This window comes from Bradyrhizobium sp. 1(2017) (assembly GCF_011602485.2).
Lineage (GTDB): Bacteria > Pseudomonadota > Alphaproteobacteria > Rhizobiales > Xanthobacteraceae > Bradyrhizobium.
Genome location: NZ_CP050022.2, coordinates 3082317 through 3103720 on the forward strand (window position 1 = coordinate 3082317; position 21404 = coordinate 3103720).

The 21404-nt window shown below is 64.9% G+C and carries 6 protein-coding genes; all 6 read left to right on the forward strand.

The window, feature by feature from the left end:
* Nucleotides 1-214 precede the first annotated feature (214 nt).
* The 6 genes from HAP40_RS14410 to HAP40_RS14435 all read left to right on the forward strand — a co-directional run bounded on the left by HAP40_RS14410 (nt 215) and on the right by HAP40_RS14435 (nt 21290).
* Nucleotides 215-2590 (forward strand): TonB-dependent receptor, encoded by a 2376-nt coding sequence (locus tag HAP40_RS14410; protein ID WP_166817171.1) that lies wholly within the window; start codon nt 215-217, stop codon nt 2588-2590.
* A gap of 359 nt (nt 2591-2949) precedes the next feature.
* Complete coding sequence (locus HAP40_RS14415; RefSeq protein ID WP_166817170.1) at nt 2950-3177, forward strand: MbtH family protein; 228 nt, start codon at nt 2950-2952, stop codon at nt 3175-3177.
* Between the two features lie 20 nt (nt 3178-3197).
* A complete protein-coding gene (locus HAP40_RS14420) occupies nt 3198-3953 on the forward strand; it encodes a thioesterase II family protein (protein WP_166817169.1) in 756 nt (251 codons plus the stop codon).
* Nucleotides 3922-4890 (forward strand): TauD/TfdA family dioxygenase, encoded by a 969-nt coding sequence (locus HAP40_RS14425; RefSeq protein WP_166817168.1) that lies wholly within the window; start codon nt 3922-3924, stop codon nt 4888-4890. Before HAP40_RS14420 ends, HAP40_RS14425 begins: the two co-directional genes overlap by 32 nt.
* Nucleotides 4891-4980: 90 nt before the next feature.
* Nucleotides 4981-14721, forward strand: a complete 9741-nt coding sequence (locus HAP40_RS14430; RefSeq protein ID WP_166817167.1) for a non-ribosomal peptide synthetase — start codon at nt 4981-4983, stop codon at nt 14719-14721.
* A 2-nt stretch (nt 14722-14723) separates the two neighbouring features.
* The gene (locus HAP40_RS14435; RefSeq protein WP_166817166.1) at nt 14724-21290 is read left to right on the forward strand and encodes a non-ribosomal peptide synthetase; all 6567 of its coding nucleotides are present in this window, start codon (nt 14724-14726) and stop codon (nt 21288-21290) included.
* Nucleotides 21291-21404 lie beyond the last annotated feature (114 nt).

Below are 21404 nucleotides of genomic sequence, written 5' to 3' on the forward strand. Positions count from 1 at the left end.
CGTCCGGCTTCTGCATGCAGAACGATGATTAGAACGATTAGAAAATAGAAAGATTCAAAATTCGAGCGGCGACTTCGACGCCGACAGCGATCGTTCAATCGCGACGGTTTGTCGTGCAGCCTTAGACAGCTTCTAGCTCCCAATCCCTTCTCGGACCACCCTCCTATGTTAGGAAGCGCGGGGACGTGCTTGCCAGTGGAATTGGGGTGCAGGAATGACGCGTGAACTTTCGGCCAGGAAAATCGTGCGTACGCTATCGCTGGGGGCAGTGAGTTATCTCGCGCTGTCGCTGGAATCGTCGGGCGAATTTCGGCAGGCGTTTGCGCAAGCGAATCTGCCGCCGGTGACCGTCGATGCGTCCAAGCCGAGAGTTCGGCAGCCGATTCAGAGATCCCAGTCGACGCGCGGATCGCGGGGGCAGAGATCCGTCGCTGCGGCGGCTCCGCGCCAGGCCGCGCCCGTTCCCTATGTTGTGCCGTCGACCGGTACGATCGGCACGGTGCCGCCCGCCTATGCAGGCGGCCAGGTCGCAACCGGGGGAAGTCTCGGTCTCCTCGGCAATCGCGGCGTAATGAACACGCCGTTCAATCAGACGAGCTATACCGCAGAGCTGATACAGAACCAGCAAGCACGCACAATCCGTGACGTCCTCGCCAACGATCCCTCAGTCAGGGTCATTCAAGCCGCGGGCGGTGGTGCGGACAGTCTTTTCATTCGCGGCTTCTACTACGACAGTGGCGACTATGGATTGAACGGTCTCTACGGAATCGCCCCATATTACTCTTCGGGTGCGAACTTCGTGGAGCGCGTTGAAGTGCTGAAGGGCCCCAGCGCATTGCTCAATGGCATGACGGCCGGTGGTACCGGTGTTGCCAGCGGTGGCGCGGTCGGCGGAAGCGTCAATCTGATCACAAAGCATGCGCCCGACTTCGACATTACGCAGCTCACGGCAACCTACGTTTCAAAATCGCAGTTTGGCCAGAACGTTGACGTTGCTCGCCGCTACGGCGAGCACAAGGAGTGGGGCGTTCGGCTGAACAGCACCTACTCGAACGGCAACACGCCCTGGAACCGCCAGACCGATGAATTCGGAAACGCCGTTCTGGGCCTCGACTATCGCGGGGAGCGTGTGCGCGCGGCAGTCGATATCGGATACCAGGCCGACAATCTGAATCCGCCGATGCGCTTCTTCAACATCCCGGCCACGACAACGTTCATTCCGCCGCCACCAAAAGCGGGGCTGAATTTCCAGGTCCCGTGGGCCTATTATGCCCCGACCGATTTCTTTACGACTGCCAGAGGCGAAGTGGATGTCACCGACTGGATGACCGCCTATGGGGCGTTTGGCTACCACGACAGCAACATCAACTATGCCTATCCGTCGCCCAATATCTCCAACGTCGCGGCGGGCGCGTTGACGTCTCCGCCCGGCGTCTCCCAATTGGGAGGTTTGTGGTCGCGGCCGTTTGCTGGCAAGGAAACCTTCGAGACGCTCGCGGGCGAGGCTGGTATCCGGGCAACGGTGGATACGGGTCCTGTCAATCATGCGGTGAACGTCAATTACTCGATTAATGACCGGACCTACAATCAGAGGGTCTGGACCCGCTCGAACAATGCTCTTGCGGATCTGATTTTCTGGAATCTGTACACCGAGCCGACAAACATCGCGAAGCCCAATTTCTCGACGCTATCTGCCAGCCAGACCACCGGGGTATCTCTCTCGAGCGTCGGCGCTTCCGACACGATGTCGATCCTCAACAAGCGCGTTCAGCTCACGCTTGGCGTTCGCCGTCAGACCGCTGGAACGGAAGTGACGAACTTCCTCACCCCGGCGTCGAGCCGGCCCGAGCAGGACACGTCCGTCTGGAGTCCGGCCTACGCACTTCTCGTCAAGCCGGTCGAGAACGTCGCGCTCTACGCGAACTACATCGAAGGTCTCCAGACGCCCGTTGTGGTCAGCGGCGCATTTGCGAACGTCGGGACCGTTTTCCCGCCGGCGCAGACGAAACAGGCTGAAGGCGGCATCAAGATCGACGCAGGCCGATTCACGACCACGCTGAGCGTGTTCGACATCAGCCAGCCGAGCATCATTTCGGTGGGGACCGGCGTTACAGCGATTCAGCAACTCAACGGCAGGCAGCGAAATCGGGGTGCGGAGCTCAATGTTTTCGGCGAGATCACGCCCGACATCCGCGTTCTCGGCGGCGTCGCCCTGATCGATGGCGTGCAGGAGCAAACTCAAGGCGGCATCAACAACGGAAAGGCGGCGGTCGGCGTGCCCGTCGTCAACGTCAATTTGAACGCGGAATGGGATACGCCGTTTGTCCCTGGTCTTACCTTCACGGGCAGGGTCATCTATACCGGGTCGCAGTACGTCAACGTCGCCAATACGCTGACTTTGCCCGAGTGGACGCGTTTCGATATTGGGGCGCGATATACCTTTATTTCTCCCTGGAACGGAAAGCCGATCGTCGTGCGCGCCAATATCGAAAATGTCGGCAACAAGGCGTACTGGGCTTCAGCCTATAGCGGGGTCATCACGCTTGGTGCGCCTCGGACCTATCTGGTGTCCACCACCTTCAATTTTTGAAATACCTGTCACTCGGAAGTTACGCCGCCGCGGTTGATCCGCGGCGGCGTTGTTTCGTCGTGAGCCATTCAATGCAATTGATGACAGTGCGATGAAAGAGTGCCCCGCGACAAAACGCGCGATCATGTCGCGTCGAAAAAGTTCCTCCTTGTGCAGTTAGAATTACAGCAATCCGCGACGTGTCCTGAAATCCCGATATTTTTCCGCGTGTTGGTGCGCAAGCGCGGAGGTTGCATTGTGCTCGTCCGTCGCCAGTTTTGAGGTCTTAAAAAGAGGCGCGTCGATATTGCTTTGACCCTCGTCTGCTTCTGACCTACTCAAACGTCTCTGCTTTCGCTTTTCGAAGAGGGGACCGAGTCATGATGGTGTTCGACAGGGACGACGTCACCTTCACCGTCGTCGTCAACCACGAAGAGCAATATTCCATCTGGCCGACGTTCAAGGAGATTCCCGGCGGCTGGAAGGCGGTGGGCAGGACCGGCAGCAAGAAGGAATGCCTCGATCACATCGAACAGGTGTGGACCGACATGCGTCCGCTCAGCTTGCGCAAGTTCATGGACGACGCGGCGCCTCGGCAGTCGTCGTAGTCGGCGGAGTTGGTCTTTCGATGCGGCTTCTTTGTCTGCCTTACTCCGGCGGCAGTGCCATGTTCTATGCGCGGTGGCGAAGGCTTCTGCCGTCGTGGATCGACGTGCGGCCGGTGGAATGGCCCGGGCGCGGCGCGCGCATGGACGAGCCGCTGCCGACCGATCCGCGTGTATTGGCAGCGCAACTCGCTGCTGAGCTTGGCGCGCAGCTCGATGGTCCTTACGCATTGTTCGGGCACAGCCTCGGCGCGGTGATCGCGTTCGAGCTTGCGCATGGACTGCTCGATCGCGGCGTGCCAGCGCCGACCGTTCTCTTCGCTTCGGGTGCGGAAGCACCGTCGGTTCGGGACGTCAGCAAGTGGCGCGAGCCGCTGAGCGACGAAGCTCTGATGCAGGAGTTGCGCGATCTCCAGGGCACGCCCGACGAGGCCCTGTCGAATGCGGAACTGATGCGATCCGCGCTGCCGGTGCTCCGCGCCGACTTCCTGATGTGCGGAGCCTATGTCTACCGGCCGCGTCGTCCGCTGCCATGCCCCGTCCATGTCTTCGCCGGCACGGACGACGAGACCGGCCGCGAAGCGCTCGAGGCCTGGCGGCAGGAGACCTCGACCTCATTCACGCTCGATATGCTGCCGGGGCATCACTTCTTCATTCACACGCAGCAGGCCGAACTGATCGATCGGATCGGTGCGGCGCTGGCCCGGCAATCGGGTCGATCGATTGATTTGCATCGGAGCGAGGATCATGAGCGCGTTCTCCGTCCAGCCACTCATTGAGGGCAGAACTCTTCCGCTGCTGCTCAAGGCAGATGCGGCCGGGCAGCCGCTCGGCGAAGCGCTGCCAATGCTGCGCGAGACGATCGACCGGAACCTGATCGACAGCGGCGGCATCGTGTTCCGCGACTTCTCGCTCGATGGTCCGGATGCGTTTCGGGCCTTCGCGGCCGATTTCGGTCACCCGCTGCTCACCTACGAGTTCGGATCGACGCCGCGTTCGCAGGTGATCTCGGGGGTCTATACGTCAACGGAGTATCCGCCGCACCAGCATATCCCGCTGCACAACGAGCAGGCCTATACCCGCGATTGGCCGATGAAGATCTGGTTCTATTGCATGCAGCCGGCGCTGGAAGGCGGGGAGACGCCGATCGCCGACAGCCGCGTCATCTATCGCGACATGCCGCCAGCCATTCGCGAGCGGTTCGCCGACAAGGGCGTGATGTATGTGCGGAACTACGGCAATGGCCTCGACGTCGACTGGCAGCAGGTGTTCGGCACCGAATCCAGAGCGGAGGTGGAAGCTTACTGCGCGCGCCACGACATCGAATGCGAGTGGAAGGAGGATGGCGAGCTTCGTACGCGCCAGATCTGTCAGGGCACGGCGCAGCACCCGGTCACGGGTGAGTGGGTCTGGTTCAACCAGGCACATCTCTTCCACGTCTCCAACCTCGAGCCGGAGGTACGCGAGAGTCTGCTCGACGTGGTCGATGACGAGGCCGACCTGCCGCGCAACGTCTTCTACGGCGATGGCTCGGCGATCGACGATGAGACCTTGTCGACGGTCCGAACCGTTCTCGAGAGGCACAAGATCAGCTTTCCCTGGCAGGCCGGCGACGTCGTGATGCTCGACAACATGCTCACCGCGCACGCACGTGCTCCGTTCAAGGGGCCGCGCAGGGTGATTGTCGCCATGGCCGAGGCTCATCGACAGGAGTGATCGGCAGGGCTGATCAGCAAGGTGATCGGCGGCGCTCGCCATGCGGGCGGTGAGGATTTCGGGCCCGCGGCCGGACAGGGATTCGAGAACATGGACAAAGCCAACCTCGTCGAACGCCTGCGGGAACACGCTGCCTTGCGATCCGAGAAGCTGGCGTTGCGGTTCCTGGAAGGCGACGACGTCGCCGATGAGCTGACATTTGCCGCGCTCGATGGCCGGATCAGGGCGCTGGCTGCGTGGCTGCAGCAGAGTGGCGGCGCAGGCGAGCGGGCGGTGATCCTGCTTCCGAGCGGGATCAATTATGCCGTGGCGTTTTATGCGTGCCTGTATTCGGGCGTGATCGCCGTTCCGGCCTATCCGCCGGAGGGCGGCCCCGAGCGCTATGCCGGACGTCTCAACGGCATCTTGCGGGATGCGGCACCTCGCTTCATCCTGGCGGACACGGCTCTGCGCGCCGTCATCGAAGCAACGCTGCCGGAACTAGGCAACGTGGAAATCGTTGCGGTGGATACCATCCCGTCCGAACTCGCGTCGGACTGGCGCGAGACGAGGCCCGCCGCCGACGCGATCGCGTTTCTCCAGTACACGTCCGGATCGACGTCGCAGCCGAAAGGCGTTTGCGTCTCTCATGGCAATCTGGCGGCCAACGAGCGGGCCATTGAAGCGCTTGCTGGCGGAACGCCGGACGACGTCTTCGTGAGCTGGCTGCCGCTCTATCACGACATGGGGCTGATCGGTGGGCTCCTGAACCCGCTGTTCACGGGTTTTACCGGCGTCTTGATGTCACCGCGGAATTTCCTCGAGCGGCCGCGACGCTGGCTCGAGGCCATCGACCGCTGCGGCGGCACGTTGAGCGGTGGCCCCGACTTCGCGTATGCGCTGTGTGCCGACCGCATTTCGGACGAGACGATCGGCCGGCTGGATTTGAGCCGATGGAGATTCGCATTCTCGGGGTCGGAGTTTGTCCGCCGGACCACCCTGGAGAAGTTCGGCAGCCGGTTTGCGCGCGCCGGGTTCAATCGGCGGGCGTTGACAGCTTGCTATGGCCTTGCCGAAGCGACGCTGCTGGTCACCGGCGGCGACATCACCGTCGACGCGGTCAGCCATACGCTCGACACCGCGGAGCTTGCCGCGGGCCGCATTGCGAGCGCCAGCGTGGGCACCGATCTGGTGGCATGCGGCCGAACCGCTGCAGGCCACGACACGCGCATCATGCGTGTCGACGGCTCGGCCGTGGCCGAGGCAAATGAGGTGGGGGAGATCTGGGTCGCCGGTCCCAGCGTCGCACTCGGCTACTGGAACAATCCCGACGCGACGCATCAAGCCTTCGTCGAGCGGGCCGGCACGCGCTGGCTGCGGACCGGCGACGTCGGTTTCATTCGCGATGGGGTGCTGGTCGTGGCCGGACGCCTCAAGGACCTGCTGATCGTACGCGGGCAGAACGTCTATCCGACGGATGTCGAGCAGGCGGTCGAAGCCGAGGTCGAATCCGTCCGCAGCGGGCGGGTTGCCGCATTTCCGGTCGAAATGGACGGGCGTGAAGCCATCGGCGTGGCAGCGGAGTTCAGCCGCGCCGTACTCAAGCGCAGCGATCCGGAAACGCTCGCGCATGCGATCGGCGAGGCCGTGCTCCGGCAGGCGCAGGAATATCCGGCGGTGATCGCTCTGCTGAACCCACAAGCGATGCCGTTGACCACCAGCGGCAAGCTGCAGCGGTCGGCCTGTGCGGCGCGCCTCGCCGACAACACCCTCGACAGTTTCATGGTGTTCGACAGGGGCCGTCGCCGCGGCGGCGGATCCTTGACGGCGCCGGCGACCGCTACCGAGCGTACCGTCGCCGCGATCTGGTGCGACGCGCTTGGCGTCGCCGTGGTCCATCGCGAGGACGATTTTTTTGTGCTGGGCGGAAACTCGATCGCGGCCGGGCAGGTCGCCGCGGCGATCCGGGACCGCTTGAACGTGGAAGTGGAGCTGCGTGCCTTCTTCGACGCGCCGACGCTTGCGGCTTTCGCTGACCAGATCGATGCCCTCGCGAGAACAGGTGCTGGCCGGGCGCTGCCGCCAATCCCGTGGGCCGCCTCGGCCGATCGCGCCATGCTGTCGCACGCACAGGAGCGGTTGTGGTTTCTCTGGAACATGGATCCGGCCGGGACCGCCTACACGGTTGCAAGCACGATCGGTCTGAAGGGACGGCTCGACCATGCCGTGCTGTCGCGCGCTTTCGGTGAGATCGTCCGTCGTCACGAGATATTGCGCACCACGTTCATCGCCAGGGACGGCCGTGGAACGCAGCTCATCCACGATGTCATGAGCATTGGCATCCGGCACGAGGATGTCCGGTCCTATCCTGTGCAGGAACGGGCCGAGTGCGTGGAGAAGCTCAGGCAATCCGAGCTCGGCAAACCGTTCGATCTCGTGAACGGGCCGCTATTGCGCGCGGTGTTGCTTCAGCGCGCCGACGATGCTTATGAGCTGCTCCTTCTTGCCCATCACATCATTGCCGACGGCTGGTCGCTCGACGTGTTGCTCGCAGAGCTGGCCGCGCTCTATCGTAGCGGCATCGGTCAGGGCGCGAGCGTGCCGGCGATCCCGGCGATTCAATATGCGGACTTTGCGGCCTGGCAGCGAAATTGGCTCTCCGCAGGCGAGGGCGACCGGCAGCTCGCGTATTGGCGCGCCAAACTCGGCGACGTTCATCCGGTCCTCGCATTGCCGCATGACCGGCCCCGTCCGGCGGTCCAGAGCCATGCCGGCGATACCATTGGCCTTCCGATCGACGGCGCACTCGCCGCCCGGCTGCGGGTTATCGCCGGGAAACAGCGCGTCAGCGTCTTCATGCTGCTACTCGGCGCATATCAAGCGCTGCTCCATCGCTACACCGGACAGAGCGATATGCGCGTCGGCGTGCCGATCGCAGGACGCCGGCACACGCAGATCGAGCGGTTGATCGGATGCTTCGTCAATACGCTGGTGCTGCGAGCCGAGATTGTCGGCGAATCGAGCTTCCCGAGCCTGCTGCAGCAGGTCAAGAAATCGGTGGTCGAGGCACTATCGCACCAGGACCTTCCTTTCGACATGCTGGTCGACGGCGTCAGGCCCGAACGCAGCGGCGGCCACAATCCGCTGTTCCAGGCCAAGTTCAACTACATGACGGCACCGGAAGGATTCTCCGGCGTCGAGGGGCTCACCGCCGAAATCGATATTGCCGATCTTGCGGGCTCGCACTTCGATCTCGCGCTCGACGTCATCGATGGCGCCGTCGGCATGAAGGTCACGTTCAACTACGCCACCGATCTGTTCGATCGTCCGACCATTGCGCGGCTGGCGGCGCAATTCGGTTCGATGCTGCGCCAGATCGCCGACAATGCCGAACGGCGGATATCGGACTTCGCCATCGACAGTGAGCACCGGCAGACCGTGCCAAAGCAGGCTGCGGCGTTCGACTTCACTGACGTGCTCAGCCTTCACCGCGCATCGACCGCCGATAGACGGAACGCCGTAGCCGTTCGATGCGGCCAGGAGCAACTGACCATTGCTGATCTCGAGCGCAGCTCGAACCGCATCGCGCATGTCCTCACCGCCAAGGGCGTGGCGCGCGAGACACCGGTCGCGTTGTGGATCGAACGCTCGCCGGCCTTTGTGGCCGCCTTGCTCGGTGTGCTCAAGGCCGGCGGTGCCTATGTCCCGCTGGATCCGAAATGGCCGCTCGAGCGTATCCGCCGCATCCTCAAGGACGGCGGCATCGACATCGTGCTGGCGGCGGGCGAGAAGTTGGCGGATGCGCGCGGGCTCGGCTGCCTGGTGCTCGATGCGGAGGCAGAGGCTGCGCACGCGGAGGTGTCGAGTCTGCCGCTCGACACGACCATACACCCGGAGCAGACGGCCTACGTCATCTATACGTCGGGATCGACCGGCGCGCCGAAGGGCGTCAGCGTTTCGCACGGCGCCCTGGCCAACTACGTGCAGGCCCTGTTGCAACGCCTGGAACCGCGTCCGTCGGCGAACATGGCGATGGTTTCGACGGTGGCGGCCGATCTCGGCCACACCGTCCTGTTCGGTGCGCTCGCATCCGGCCGAACGCTGCATCTGCTGTCTCCGGAGGCGGTGTTCGACGCGGATGCGTTCGCGCAAGCGATGCGCGAGGGTGAGATCGACATTCTCAAGATCGTGCCGAGCCATCTGCGCGGGTTGCTCAACGCCTCGCGGTCGGCCGATCTTCTGCCTCGCGACACGCTCATCCTCGGGGGAGAGGCTTGCGACCAAGCACTATTGGTTGAAGTCCGGCGCTTGCGGCCGGACTGCCGGATTCTGAATCACTACGGGCCCACGGAAACGACGGTCGGCGCGGTGACGCATGCGTGCGCGGCTGAACGCGAGGACGGCCCGATTCCGATCGGATTGCCTCTTGCAAATCTGCGCGCCCATGTGCTGGACGACGCGCTGAATGAGGTGCCGATCGGCGCTACCGGCGAGCTCTATATCGGCGGAGCCGGTCTGGCGCGCGGTTATCGCGGTGCAGCGGGCCTGACTGCGGAACGCTTCGTGCCGGATCCATTCGGGATTGCGGGCGAGCGGCTCTACCGGACCGGGGATCGTGTCCGCTGCGACGGAGCGGGCCGGCTGATATTCCTGGGCCGCGCCGATGACCAGATCAAGTTGCGCGGCTATCGCATCGAGCTTGGCGAGGTCGGGCGCGTCATCAAGTCGTTGCCGGGGATCGACGATGCGGTGGTGGTCCCGCGTGCGATCGGGGCGAGCGCCGAGCGCCAGGAGCTGGTCGCCTATTGTGTGCCTGAGAGCGGCGCTGGTCCGCAGGCCGACGCGATCAAGCAACAATTGGCTGCGGTCGTGCCGGACTACATGGTGCCGGCGCACATCGTCATGTTGGCGCAACTGCCGCTGACGCCCAACGGAAAGATCGATCGTCGCGCGTTGCCCGAGCCGGCTGAAGACGAGACCTCCGCCGGCTATACTGCACCCGAGGGGGATGTTGAAGTTGCGATCGCGGCGGTCTGGTGCGAAGTGCTCGGCCGCGAGCGTGTCGGTCGCAATGACAATTTCTTCGAGCTCGGCGGCGATTCCATCCTCAGCCTGCAGATCATCGCCCGCTTGCGCAAGCGCGGCATTCGGCTGACTCCGAAGCAGATCTTCAGCCAGCAGACCGTTGCCGGACTGGCGACGGTCGCCGTCATATCGAAGGTCACGACCGCGAAGAAGGAGAAGCCGGACACGGCCTCGAGCAGTGGCGATGCCGGGCCTGGCCCGCGTCACCTGATGCCGATCCAGGCGCGCTTTTTTGCCGAGGATATCGGCAATCGGGATCACTGGAATCAGGCCGTTCTGCTGCGGCCTCAAACGCAGATCGACTGGGAGACGCTGCGGCGCGCGCTTGTCGTCATCGTGGCGCACCACGATGCGTTGCGCCTGCGATTCAAGAAGATGGATGGCGCCTGGCGGGCGGAGCAGGGGCCACCACCGGTGTCGTCCGAACTGTTATGGAGTCACGCAGACGTCGGCGGCGCGGCGGAGATCGCCGAGCTTGCCCGCGCCGCGCAGCAAAGCCTGTCGCTATCGTCGGGCCCACTGCTGCGGGCGGCCGGCATGGACCTCGCCGATGGCGGCCAACGGCTGCTGCTCGTGATCCACCATCTCGTCGTCGACGGCGTGTCCTGGCGTATCCTGCTGGAAGACCTGGCGTCGGCCTATGATCAGCTGGAGCGCGGCGGTCTCGTCACGCTGGCTCAGAAAAGCGACTCCTATGCCTGGTGGAGCGAGCGGCTGCATGCCTATGCGGCCTCCGCGGACATCGCGGCCGAGTTGCCCCATTGGCTGGATTGCGGGGCCGGCGCGCGCCTGCCATGTGATGATGATCATGGCGACGTCGATCGCGTCGGTGACGGCGGCGAGGTGTCGCTCGTGTTTGATACCGACCTGACGTCACGGCTGCTCGAACAGGCGCCCGCCGCCTATCGGACCCAGGTCAACGACCTGCTGCTTGCCGGTCTCGCGCGTGCGGTCTCGCGTTGGAGCCGGCACGACGAGGTCACGGTGGAGCTCGAAGGCCACGGCCGGGAGGATATTTTTCCGGACGCGGATGTATCGCGTACCGTGGGCTGGTTCACGACGGCATTCCCGGTCCGGCTTGAAGATGCGGGTGCCGACGAGCCGAAGTTGATCAAGGCAGTCAAGGAGACACTTCGTGCGATTCCGAATCGCGGGCTCGGCTATGGCCTGCTGCGCCATCTCGGCTCCGAGCGGCAGCGCCAAGCCCTCGCGCAATTGGCGGAGCCGCAGATCGTCTTCAACTACCTGGGTCGGTTCGACGGCAGCGTCGGGACAACCCAGCGCTTCTCCTTCGCACCGGAGAGTGCGGGTCCCTCGCGCAGCGCCACGGCGCCCATGCGCGGATGGTTGAACATCAATGGCCTCGTGCGTGACGGCCGGCTGGAATTGTCTTTTGGATATGGACGCAAGCGCTACCGGCACGCGACGGTCGAGCGACTGGCGGCGCATTATCGGGATGCGCTGCATGAACTGGTCGGGCATTGCTGTAATGGTGCGTTCGGCCTCACGCCATCGGATGTTCCATTGTCCGGGCTCGCTCAGGTTGACCTCGATCGGCTAGCCACGACCTTGGATCTTCGCGGTATCGAAGACATCTATCCGCTCTCGCCGATGCAGCAGGGCATGCTGTTCCATGCGCTGCGTGATGGTGCCAACGACGCCTATGTGAACCAGGTCGGGCTCGAGCTGTTCGGCGTCGATGCCGGCCAGCTGCGAGCCGCGTGGCAGGCGGTCAGCGATCGCCATGCCGCCCTGCGGACGGGGTTTGTCTGGCAGAACCTGTCCGGCGCAGCGCAGCAGGTGGTGCATCGCCATGTGACCGTGCCGTTCGTCGAAGAGGACTGGCGCGGCGGCTCGCATGTGGATCTGGAGGCTGCGCTGGCCGAGATATCCCGGCGTGACCGCGAGTTGGGCTTCGACGTTTCACAGCCACCTCTCCAGCGCATTCGCCTGATACGTCTGGATGACAGCCGTCACTGGCTGATCTGGACCCATCATCACATCTTTGTCGATGGTTGGAGCTCGGCTCGGTTGGTCGCGGAAGTGTTGCAGCAGGCGAGCGACGGCAGGCTACCGGCCGTGCAGGGCAGCTATCGCGACTACATTGCGTGGCAAAGGAGCCGCGATCACGAAAGTGCCGAGACATTCTGGCGCGAGGCGTTGGCGGAGCTCGAAACGCCGACGTTGCTCGCGAATGCGTTGGTGACCACCAAGCTCTCCGGCGAAGGCCACGCCAGCATCGGACTTGCCGTAGATGCGATGCTGACCGAACGCCTGAAGTCGTTCGCAAAGCACGAACGCGTGACGCTCAATACGCTCATACAGGGTGCTTGGGCCCAGTTGCTGCGCAGACATTCGGGACAGTCCGCGGTCTCTTTCGGCGTGACCATATCCGGTCGTCCGGCCGAACTGCCCGGCTCGGAGGAGATGGTGGGTCTCTTCATCAACACGCTTCCCATCGTCGATGCGCCGAGCCCCCAGGCCACCGTCGGCGATTGGCTACGCCAGCTGCAGGAGCAGAACCTGGCTCTGCGGGAGCACGGCTGGACGCCGCTCTACGAGATTCAGCGCCTCGCCGGCCATGCGGGGCAGCCGCTGTTCGACACGATCCTGGTGTTTGAGAACTATCCCATCGAGGAAGGATTGCTGCGGGGCAGGGAGGGCGGCCCTCGGCTGGGGAGTGTGGCGCATGTGACGCCGACGAACTACGCGCTGGCGGTTGCGGTGTTTGCCGCAAGCGACAGGCTGAACATCGAGTTCAATTATGATCCGTGCCGGTTCGACGAGGCGACAGTCCTTCGTCTTCGCGACGTTCTGCACGGATTGCTGGAACAGATCGCAGCGGATGCCGAGCGGGTGCTCGGAGATCTCAGGGCAGCGGCAGATCAGGATGCACGACGAATTCTCGAATGGAGCAGCGCAGCGCAGCCGACGTCGGCATCGTCCTGTGCCGACGTCGTGACCCACATCGAAGCGCAGGCCGCGCAGGCGCCGTCCGCCGTTGCCATCGTATGGGGCGACCGGCGGATCTCCTATGGCGAGTTGAACAAGCGTGCCAATGCGCTGGCACGGCGGCTTTGCCTTTGGAATCTTGGCCCGGATCGGCTGGTCGGCATTGCCCTGACGCGAAGCCCGGACATGATCATGGCACTGCTCGCGGTGCTGAAGGCCGGCGGCGCCTATTTGCCGCTTGATCCGGAATATCCGGCCGAGCGGCTTTCCCATATGCTGCGCGACAGCGGCGCGGCGTTGGTCCTGACGCAGGGCGTGCTGCTCGAGTCGCTCGCGCCGGTGCTGCGCGAAGCCGGGGTCGAAGCGCTCTGCATCGAAGAGTCAGCTTCGCCCGTCGGCGAGGACAGCGGCAACCTGGACGTCGAACTGCATCCGGACAGCCTGGCCTATGTCATCTACACGTCGGGATCGACGGGAATGCCCAAGGGCGTGGCTGTTGCGCGCGGGCCGCTCGCGATGCATTGCGAAGCGATCGGCCGGCTGTACCGCATGACGTCGCGCGACCGCGAGTTCCAGACGGCGTCGATCAATTTCGATATCGCCCACGAGCGTTGGCTGGTGCCTCTGATGACGGGTGGCTCGCTCGTCCTGCCCTCGAAGCCCGGCCTCTTGATCGAGGATCTCGTCAACGAGATCGCACGTAGTGCGGTGACCTCGATCTTCCTTCCGCCGGCCTATGCGGATCAATTGAGCGCGGCGTTGCGGCAGAGCGGGCGCAGGCTCGCGATCAGGGCCTGTATCGTTGGCGGCGAGGCTTGGTCGGATACAGGGATCAAGGCATTTCGCGCCTCTGCCGATGTCGATCTCCTGGTCAACGCCTACGGCCCGACCGAGACGGTGATCGCACCGACGGCATGGATCGTCGATGACGCTGTACTGACACCTCACCAACCGGCACCAATCGGGCGGCCCGTCGGTGCGCGGTCCGTGCACATCCTCGATTCCGACCTGAACTTCGTCCCTGTCGGTGTCACTGGCGAGCTGTTCATCGGTGGCGTTGGCCAGGCCCGCGGCTATCTGAACCGGGAGGCGCTGACTGCGGAACGGTTCGTCCCCGATCCGTTCGGCGACAGCGGCACGCGGCTCTATCGCACCGGCGATCTCGCGCGCTGGCGGGACGACGGCGTGATCGAGTATGTCGGCCGTGCAGACCAGCAGGTGAAGATTCGCGGCTTCCGCATCGAGCTCGGAGAGATCGAGGCGCACCTGCTCGAGCAGCGCGGCGTGCGTGCGGCGGCCGTTGTGGCCGGCGAGGGCAGGACCGGTCGCCAATTGTTCGCTTACGCGAGCGGTGAGCCGTCGCTCGACGGCCGAGCCTTGCGCGACGCACTGTCCGCCATTCTGCCGGATTACATGGTGCCGTCGGTCGTGACGGTACTGGAGCGATTGCCGCTCACTCCCAACGGGAAGATCGATCGGCGGGCACTGCCGGCGCCGGGCGAAGACGCGTTGGCGCGACGCTCCTACGTAGCGGCCGAGGATGAGATCGAGCTTGCGCTGGCCGGGATCTGGGCGGAGTTGCTCGGCGTCGACCGCGTCGGGCGCAACGACCACTTCTTCGAGCTCGGCGGGCATTCCCTGCTCGCCGTGCGGGTGCTGAGCCGGGTGTCGCAGGAGATTGGTGTGTCGATCGCGATCTCGGATCTGTTCGCTCACCCAGACCTTGCGTCATTTGCACGCGTCGTGTCGATCAGGCTGATCGAGCAGGAATTCGATGCCGAGGAGCTCCAGGAACTCGTCGGAGCGGAGCAGTGAGCATGGCTGAGGCGGCGAAGCCGAGTTTGCGAGATCTCGATCCCCAGCAGATGAGAAAGCTCGTCTCGCTGGCCAGGGACCGCGGCCGGAATGCCGACAGGACCGGCGCTGGGGCGATTCCCGTGGTGGCGCGTGACGGATGTCTGGAGATGTCCTTTGCGCAGCAACGCCTCTGGCTGCTGGCGCAACTCGATGGTGCCAATTCCAGCTATCACATACGTGGCGCATTGCGGCTTTCGGGCGAGCTCGACGTCAAGGCGCTGCGACGGAGCATCGACCGTCTGTTCGCGCGCCACGAAGCGCTACGCAGCGTCTTTCGCGTCATCGACGATCAGCCGTGCGTGGTGCTGCTGCCCCCCGATGACCACGTGCCGTTGCTCGAGCAAGATTTGCACCGCCGGGACGATCGCGAGCAGGAGCTCGCGCACCTTTGCCGTGAGGAGGCGGCGGCGCCGTTCGATCTGGCCGCAGGACCGTTGATCCGCGGCCGCCTGATCCGGACCGCGGAGCGGGAATATCTCTTTCTGCTCACCCAGCATCACATTGTCTCCGACGGCTGGTCGATCGGCGTGCTCGTGCGCGAGCTCGGTGCTCTCTACCTGGCGTTCGTCGCCGGCAAGGGCGATCCCCTGCCGCCATTGGCCATCCAGTATCCGGACTATGCCGCCTGGCAGCGACGATGGCTGTCGGGCGAGCGATTGCAGCGGCAGGTCGACTATTGGCGAGAGGCGCTGGCAGATGCCCCTGCCGTGCTCGAAATACCGACGGACCGGCCGCGGCCGCCGGTCAGGGCGCTCGCCGGTGCGTCCTTGCCGATCGAGATCGATGCGGAGCTGGCATCCGGCATCCGGCGACTGGGTCAGTCGCATGGCGCCAGCGCTTTCATGACGTTGCTGGCGGCCTGGGCAGCGGTGTTATCGAAACTCTCCGGGCAAACGGATATCGTCATCGGTACGCCCACGGCCAACCGAAACAGGCCCGAGATCGAAGGCCTGATCGGATTCTTCGTCAACATGCTCGCAATCCGTGTCGATCTCGCGGCCGAGCCCAGCGTCGCCGAGCTGCTCCGCCGGGTCCGCACCGCTGCAATCGCGGCGCAGGATCATCAGGACCTGCCGTTCGAGCAGGTCGTCGAGATCGTTCAGCCGCTGCGAGGGCTGGATCAGACGCCGGTCTTCCAGGTCGTGTTCGCCTGGCAGAGCAACGAGTCAGGGGCCCTCGAGCTGCCCGGCCTCAAGGTCGAGGTTGCCGACATCCCGCTCCAACGGGTCAAGTTCGATCTCGAGCTTAATCTAGGCGAGATGGATGGACGCATTCTTGGTTCTCTGAACTATGCGACGTCGCTGTTCGATGAGGCAACGATCGGGCGCTACCGGGACTATCTATTGGCCCTGCTGCGGGCCATGGTTGCCGATGCGGACCAGGTGGTCGATCGAATCGATATTGTCGGCGCCGAGGAGCGCAGACGCGTTATCGAAACGTGGAACGAGACGGCGGTACCGTTTCCCTGTGAGCGCTGCATCCACGAATTGTTTGCGGAGCAGGTGAGAGAGACGCCGGATGACGCCGCGCTGGTGTTCGAGGATGTTCGTCTGAGCTACGGCGAACTCGATGCGCGAGCGAACAGACTTGCGCGGCGCTTGATTGCCTTGGGTATCGCGCCGGACCAGCCCGTCGCGATATGCCTGCCGCGCGGCATCGCCATGGTGGTGAGTCTGCTGGCCGTGCTGAAGGCGGGGGGTGCCTATCTGCCGCTCGATCCCGCCTATCCGGCGGAGCGGCTGCGTCAGATCGTCGACGACGCCGGGCCGAAAGTGCTGATTGCTGACGAAGCGGGAAGCGCGATGTTCGCGCACGGAACCTGCGAGATCGTCGGTCCCGACGCGGACGCATCGACCGTCGCAGGGCTGGCGACGTCGGATCCGATCGAGCTCGTTGATGGACTGACCTCGCGAAGCCTCGCTTACATCATCTACACGTCCGGCTCGACCGGCAGGCCAAAGGGGGTGATGGTCGAGCACCGTGGCCTGGTGAATCTGGCCTTGGCGCAGCGGGCGCTGTTCAACGTCAATTCAAGCAGCCGCGTCGTGCAGTTTGCATCGTTCAGCTTCGATGCCAGCATCTGGGAAATTGTCATGGCGCTGTGTTCGGGCGCCACGCTGTTTCTGGCCGGCTTGCGAGAACATCAGGATACACCGGAGTTGCTCGGCTTCCTCGCCGAGAACGCGATTACGCATGCGACCTTGCCGCCGGCAATGCTGCACGGACGTGACGATCTCGACCGGCTGGCTTCGCTGCGGGTTCTCGTTCTGGCCGGTGAATTGCCGAGGGCCGAGCTGATCAAGGGATTGCCTGCCGGCATCGCCGTTTTCAACGGTTACGGGCCGACGGAGGCGACGGTCTGCGCCACGAGCTGGCTGCGAACGCCGGGTTTTGACGGCGACGCTGCCCCGATCGGCCGCCCGCTGCCGAATGCGCGGATCTATCTCCTGGACCGGTTCGGCGCGCCCGTTCCGCTTGGCGCGGTCGGCGAAATCTGGATCGGCGGAGCCGGAGTTGCGCGCGGTTATCTCAATCGTGCCGATCTGACGGCAGAACGCTTCGTGCGCGATCCCTTCCACGGCGATGCGGATTCGCGCATGTACCGCACCGGTGATCTCGGGCGTTATCTGCCGGATGGCAATATCGTTTTTCTTGGCCGCAACGACCACCAGGTCAAGATCCGCGGGTTCCGCATCGAGCCGGGGGAGATCGAGTTTCGGCTCAACGAGCACGCCGACGTGGTCGATTCCGTCGTGCTGGTGCAGCGCGACCATGGCGGCGATATGCGGCTGGTCGCCTATGTGGCCGCGCGTCGCGACGACGGCGCGGGGCTCGACGCCGGTGAATTTGCCGGCGCGATGCGCGAGCATCTGCGTGCGCGGCTGCCGGACTACATGGTGCCGTCAGCCTTCGTGCGCCTCGATGCGTTGCCGCTCACACCGAACGGCAAGATCGACCGCAAGGCGCTGCCGGCACCGGAAGACGATGCCTATGCGCGACGGCGCTTCGAACCGCCGCAAGGCGATGTCGAGCGGATTGTCGCGAATGTCTGGGCCGAGCTCTTGGGCGTCGATCGCGTTGGACGCTGCGACCACTTCTTCGAGCTCGGCGGCCACTCGCTGCTCGCGGTCCGCATGCTGGAGCGCTTGCAGCGGCATGCGCTGAGAGCGGACGCGCGCACGCTGTTCGCAAAGCCGGTGCTGGCGGACTTTGCCGCCAGTCTCGATGGCGGCAAACAAGCCGACGTCCCGGTCAACCGGATCACCCGGCAGACGACGGCGATCACGCCCGAATTGTTGCCGCTGATCGCGTTGACGCAATCGGACATCGACGGCATCGTGGCCGGCGTTCCCGGCGGCGTTGCCAACATCCAGGACATCTACGGCCTCTCGCCGCTTCAGGATGGTATCCTCTTTCATCATCTGCTGTCGAAGGAAGGCGATCCATATCTGCTGGCCGGCCAGATGGCATTTGCCAGCCGCAACCTGCTCGATCGCTATCTCGACGCGGTGCGCCAGGTGGTCGACCGACACGACATCCTGCGAACGTCCATCGTGTGGAACGGCCTGGCCACGCCGGCACAAGTCGTTTGGCGGCAGGCGCCCCTGGTCGTCAGCGAAGTCGTGCTGGATGGCGAAGGCCCGGGGGAGGAGCAGCTCGCGAGGCGCTTCGACCCGCGCCTCCATCGGATCGAGCTCGGCAAGCCGCCGCTGCTGCGATTTGCGGTTGCCGCCGATCCCAAATGTGGGCGCTGGCTGCTCCTGGTCCTGCTGCATCACCTGATCGGCGATCACTCCACGCTGGAGGTGATGCACGACGAGGTCGGGAAGATCCTCTCCGGGCGGAGCCACGAATTGCCGCCGCCATTTCCGTTCCGGAACCTGGTGGCGCAGTCGCGCGGCTCGGCAGCAACGGACGAGCACGAGCGCTTCTTCCGCGGCATGCTCGCCGACATCGATGAGCCGACCACGCCCTTCGGACTGGACCGGGTGCACGGGGACGGTGGCGGCGTGACCGAAGCCCGGCGGACGCTGCCTGAACAGCTGAGCGCAAGGCTCCGTGCGCAGGCGCGGCGGCTGGGCGTCAGCCTGGCCAGCCTTTGCCATCTCGCCTGGGGGCAGGTGGTGGCGCGAACCAGCGGGCGCGAGCGCGTCGTGTTGGGGACCGTCCTGTTCGGCCGCATGCAGGCCGGCACCGGGGGCGACCGCACCATGGGCTTGTTCATCAACACCTTGCCGCTGCGGCTCGATCTCGATGATACCGCGGTTGAGGACAGTGTTCGTGATGCACATCGCCGGCTGACCGAACTGATGGCGCACGAGCACGCCTCACTGGCGCTTGCGCAGCGATGCAGCGGCGTCGTGGCGCCGGCGCCTCTGTTCAGCGCAATCCTGAACTATCGGCACAATGCAATGCCCGCCGATCTGGCTGCCGACAGGGACAATACCGGCATCGAATGGCTCGGCGGCGAGGAGCGCACCAACTATCCGCTGATGCTGGCCGTCGAGGATTATGGCCAGGCGCTTGGTCTGACCGCTCAGATCGTCCAACCGTTCTCGGCCGACCGCATCTGCGCCTTGATGCAGCAGACGCTCGATCAGTTGGCCGGGATGCTGGAGCACGCGCCGCGCGCGCCGGTCCGGCAGCTCGACATCCTGCCTGCCGAGGAGCGCCAGCTGTTGCTGGAGGCTTGGAATGGGACGCAGGCGTGTCTTCCGCGAGAACCGTTCGTCGCGCAGTTCGAGACCCAGGTCCGGAAGTCGCCCGAGGCGGTCGCGCTGGTGTTCGGCGAGACGGAGCTGAGTTACGCCGCGCTGAATGTGCGTGCCAACCGGTTGGCGCGGCGATTGCGCGACCACGGCGTCGCGACCGATACCGTGGTCGGGCTGGCGCTCGACCGCGGCGTCGAGATGCTGGTCGCGCTGCTGGCCGTGTTGAAGGCGGGCGGGGCCTATCTGCCGCTCGATCCGGACTACCCGCCGGAGCGGCTGGCGCACATGCTGCGCGACAGCGGTGCGGCGCTGGCGCTGACGCAAAAGGAATTGCGCGGTCAGTTCGCCGCCGTGCTGGCAGAGACCGGGGCCGAGGCGTGGCTGCTCGATGACGAGGACGGCGAGGGTGGGGATGCCGCCGATCTCGACGTCGCCGTGCACGCCGAGAGCCTTGCCTATGTGATCTACACCTCGGGCTCGACCGGCCTGCCCAAGGGCGTGATGGTCCGCCACGACGCCGTGACGAACTTTCTGGCGACCATGGCGGAGCAGCCCGGCATGACGGCCGGCGACCGCGTGCTCGGCTTGACCTCGCTGTCCTTCGACATCGCGGTGCTGGAGCTGTGGCTGCCGCTGACGATCGGCGCCTGCGTGGTGCTGGCGGATCGTGCGGCTGCGCATGATCCTGCCAAGCTCAAGGCGATCGTGCAGCGGCACGGCGTGTCGCTGATCCAGGCTACGCCATCGACCTGGCGGATGCTACTCGATCATGACGGCCCTTCGCTGCCGGCGAACTGCCGGGTGCTGTCCGGCGGCGAGGCGCTGCCGCCGGATCTGGCGCGGCGGCTGGTCGGGCAGGCCGGCGAGGTCTGGAACCTGTACGGCCCGACCGAGACCACGGTGTGGTCGGCGCGTCACCGGCTCGATGCACAGGACGATCGTCCGTTGCTCGGCGGTCCGATCGGCAACACCACGCTTTACGTTCTCGACGGGGACCTCAACCTCGCGCCGGTCGGCGTCGCCGGCGAGCTCTATATCGGCGGGAGCGGACTGGCGCGCGGCTATTGGCGGCGCGGCGGCCTGACGGCGGAGCGCTTCATCCCTGATCCGTTCGGTGCACCGGGGGCGCGGCTGTACCGCACCGGCGACGTGGCGCGGTGGCGCGCCGACGGCGTGCTCGACTATGTCGGCCGTGCCGACCACCAGGTGAAGATCCGCGGCTTCCGCATCGAGCTCGGCGAGATCGAGGCGCGGCTGCAGGCGCAGGATGGCGTCCGTGCGGCCGTGGTGGTGGCGCGCGAGGCCGGCGCCGGCCGCCAGCTGGTCGGCTATGTCAGCGGCGAGGCGCTGGATGGCGCCGCGCTCAAGACGGCGCTGTCCTCGCTGCTGCCGGACTACATGGTGCCGGCGCGGATCGTGGTGCTGGAGCGACTGCCGCTGACGCCGAACGGCAAGATCGATCGCAAGGCGCTGCCGGCGCCGGATCAGCTCGCAACGTCCGTCGCGCATGTGGCGCCGCGCACGCCGGCCGAGGCGGCGCTGGCTGCGATCTGGGCCGATCTGCTGCGCCAGCCCAATATCGGCGTCACCGACAATTTCTTCGAGCTCGGCGGCGATTCCCTGATCGCCGTCCAGCTCGTCAGCCGCATCAAGCGCGATCTCGGCCACGACCTGCCGCTCAACCGTCTGTTTGAGATGACGACCGTTGAGACCATGGCGGCTGCACTGGGCCTTGAGAGTGAGACCGAGAAGCGGAGCGGCGACATCGCCGCGATGCTCGACATGTTGAAGGAAGTCGAACTGTCCGATGAGTGACACGGCAACCACGCAAAAGAAGCAGCTTCGCGACATCTCGCGGCGCCTGATGCGGCTCGACGCCGGCAAGCAGCACGCGTTCCTGTCGCAGCTCGCGGCCAAGGGCGTCAACCT

Excerpts from the sequence above, each read along its gene's own strand:
- HAP40_RS14410 (WP_166817171.1), top strand. The coding sequence starts at position 215 with ATGACGCGTGAACTTTCGGCCAGGAAAATCGTGCGTACGCTATCGCTG.
- HAP40_RS14415 (WP_166817170.1), top strand. The coding sequence starts at position 2,950 with ATGATGGTGTTCGACAGGGACGACGTCACCTTCACCGTCGTCGTCAAC.
- HAP40_RS14420 (WP_166817169.1), top strand. The coding sequence starts at position 3,198 with ATGCGGCTTCTTTGTCTGCCTTACTCCGGCGGCAGTGCCATGTTCTAT.
- HAP40_RS14425 (WP_166817168.1), top strand. The coding sequence starts at position 3,922 with ATGAGCGCGTTCTCCGTCCAGCCACTCATTGAGGGCAGAACTCTTCCG.
- HAP40_RS14430 (WP_166817167.1), top strand. The coding sequence starts at position 4,981 with ATGGACAAAGCCAACCTCGTCGAACGCCTGCGGGAACACGCTGCCTTG.
- HAP40_RS14435 (WP_166817166.1), top strand. The coding sequence starts at position 14,724 with ATGGCTGAGGCGGCGAAGCCGAGTTTGCGAGATCTCGATCCCCAGCAG.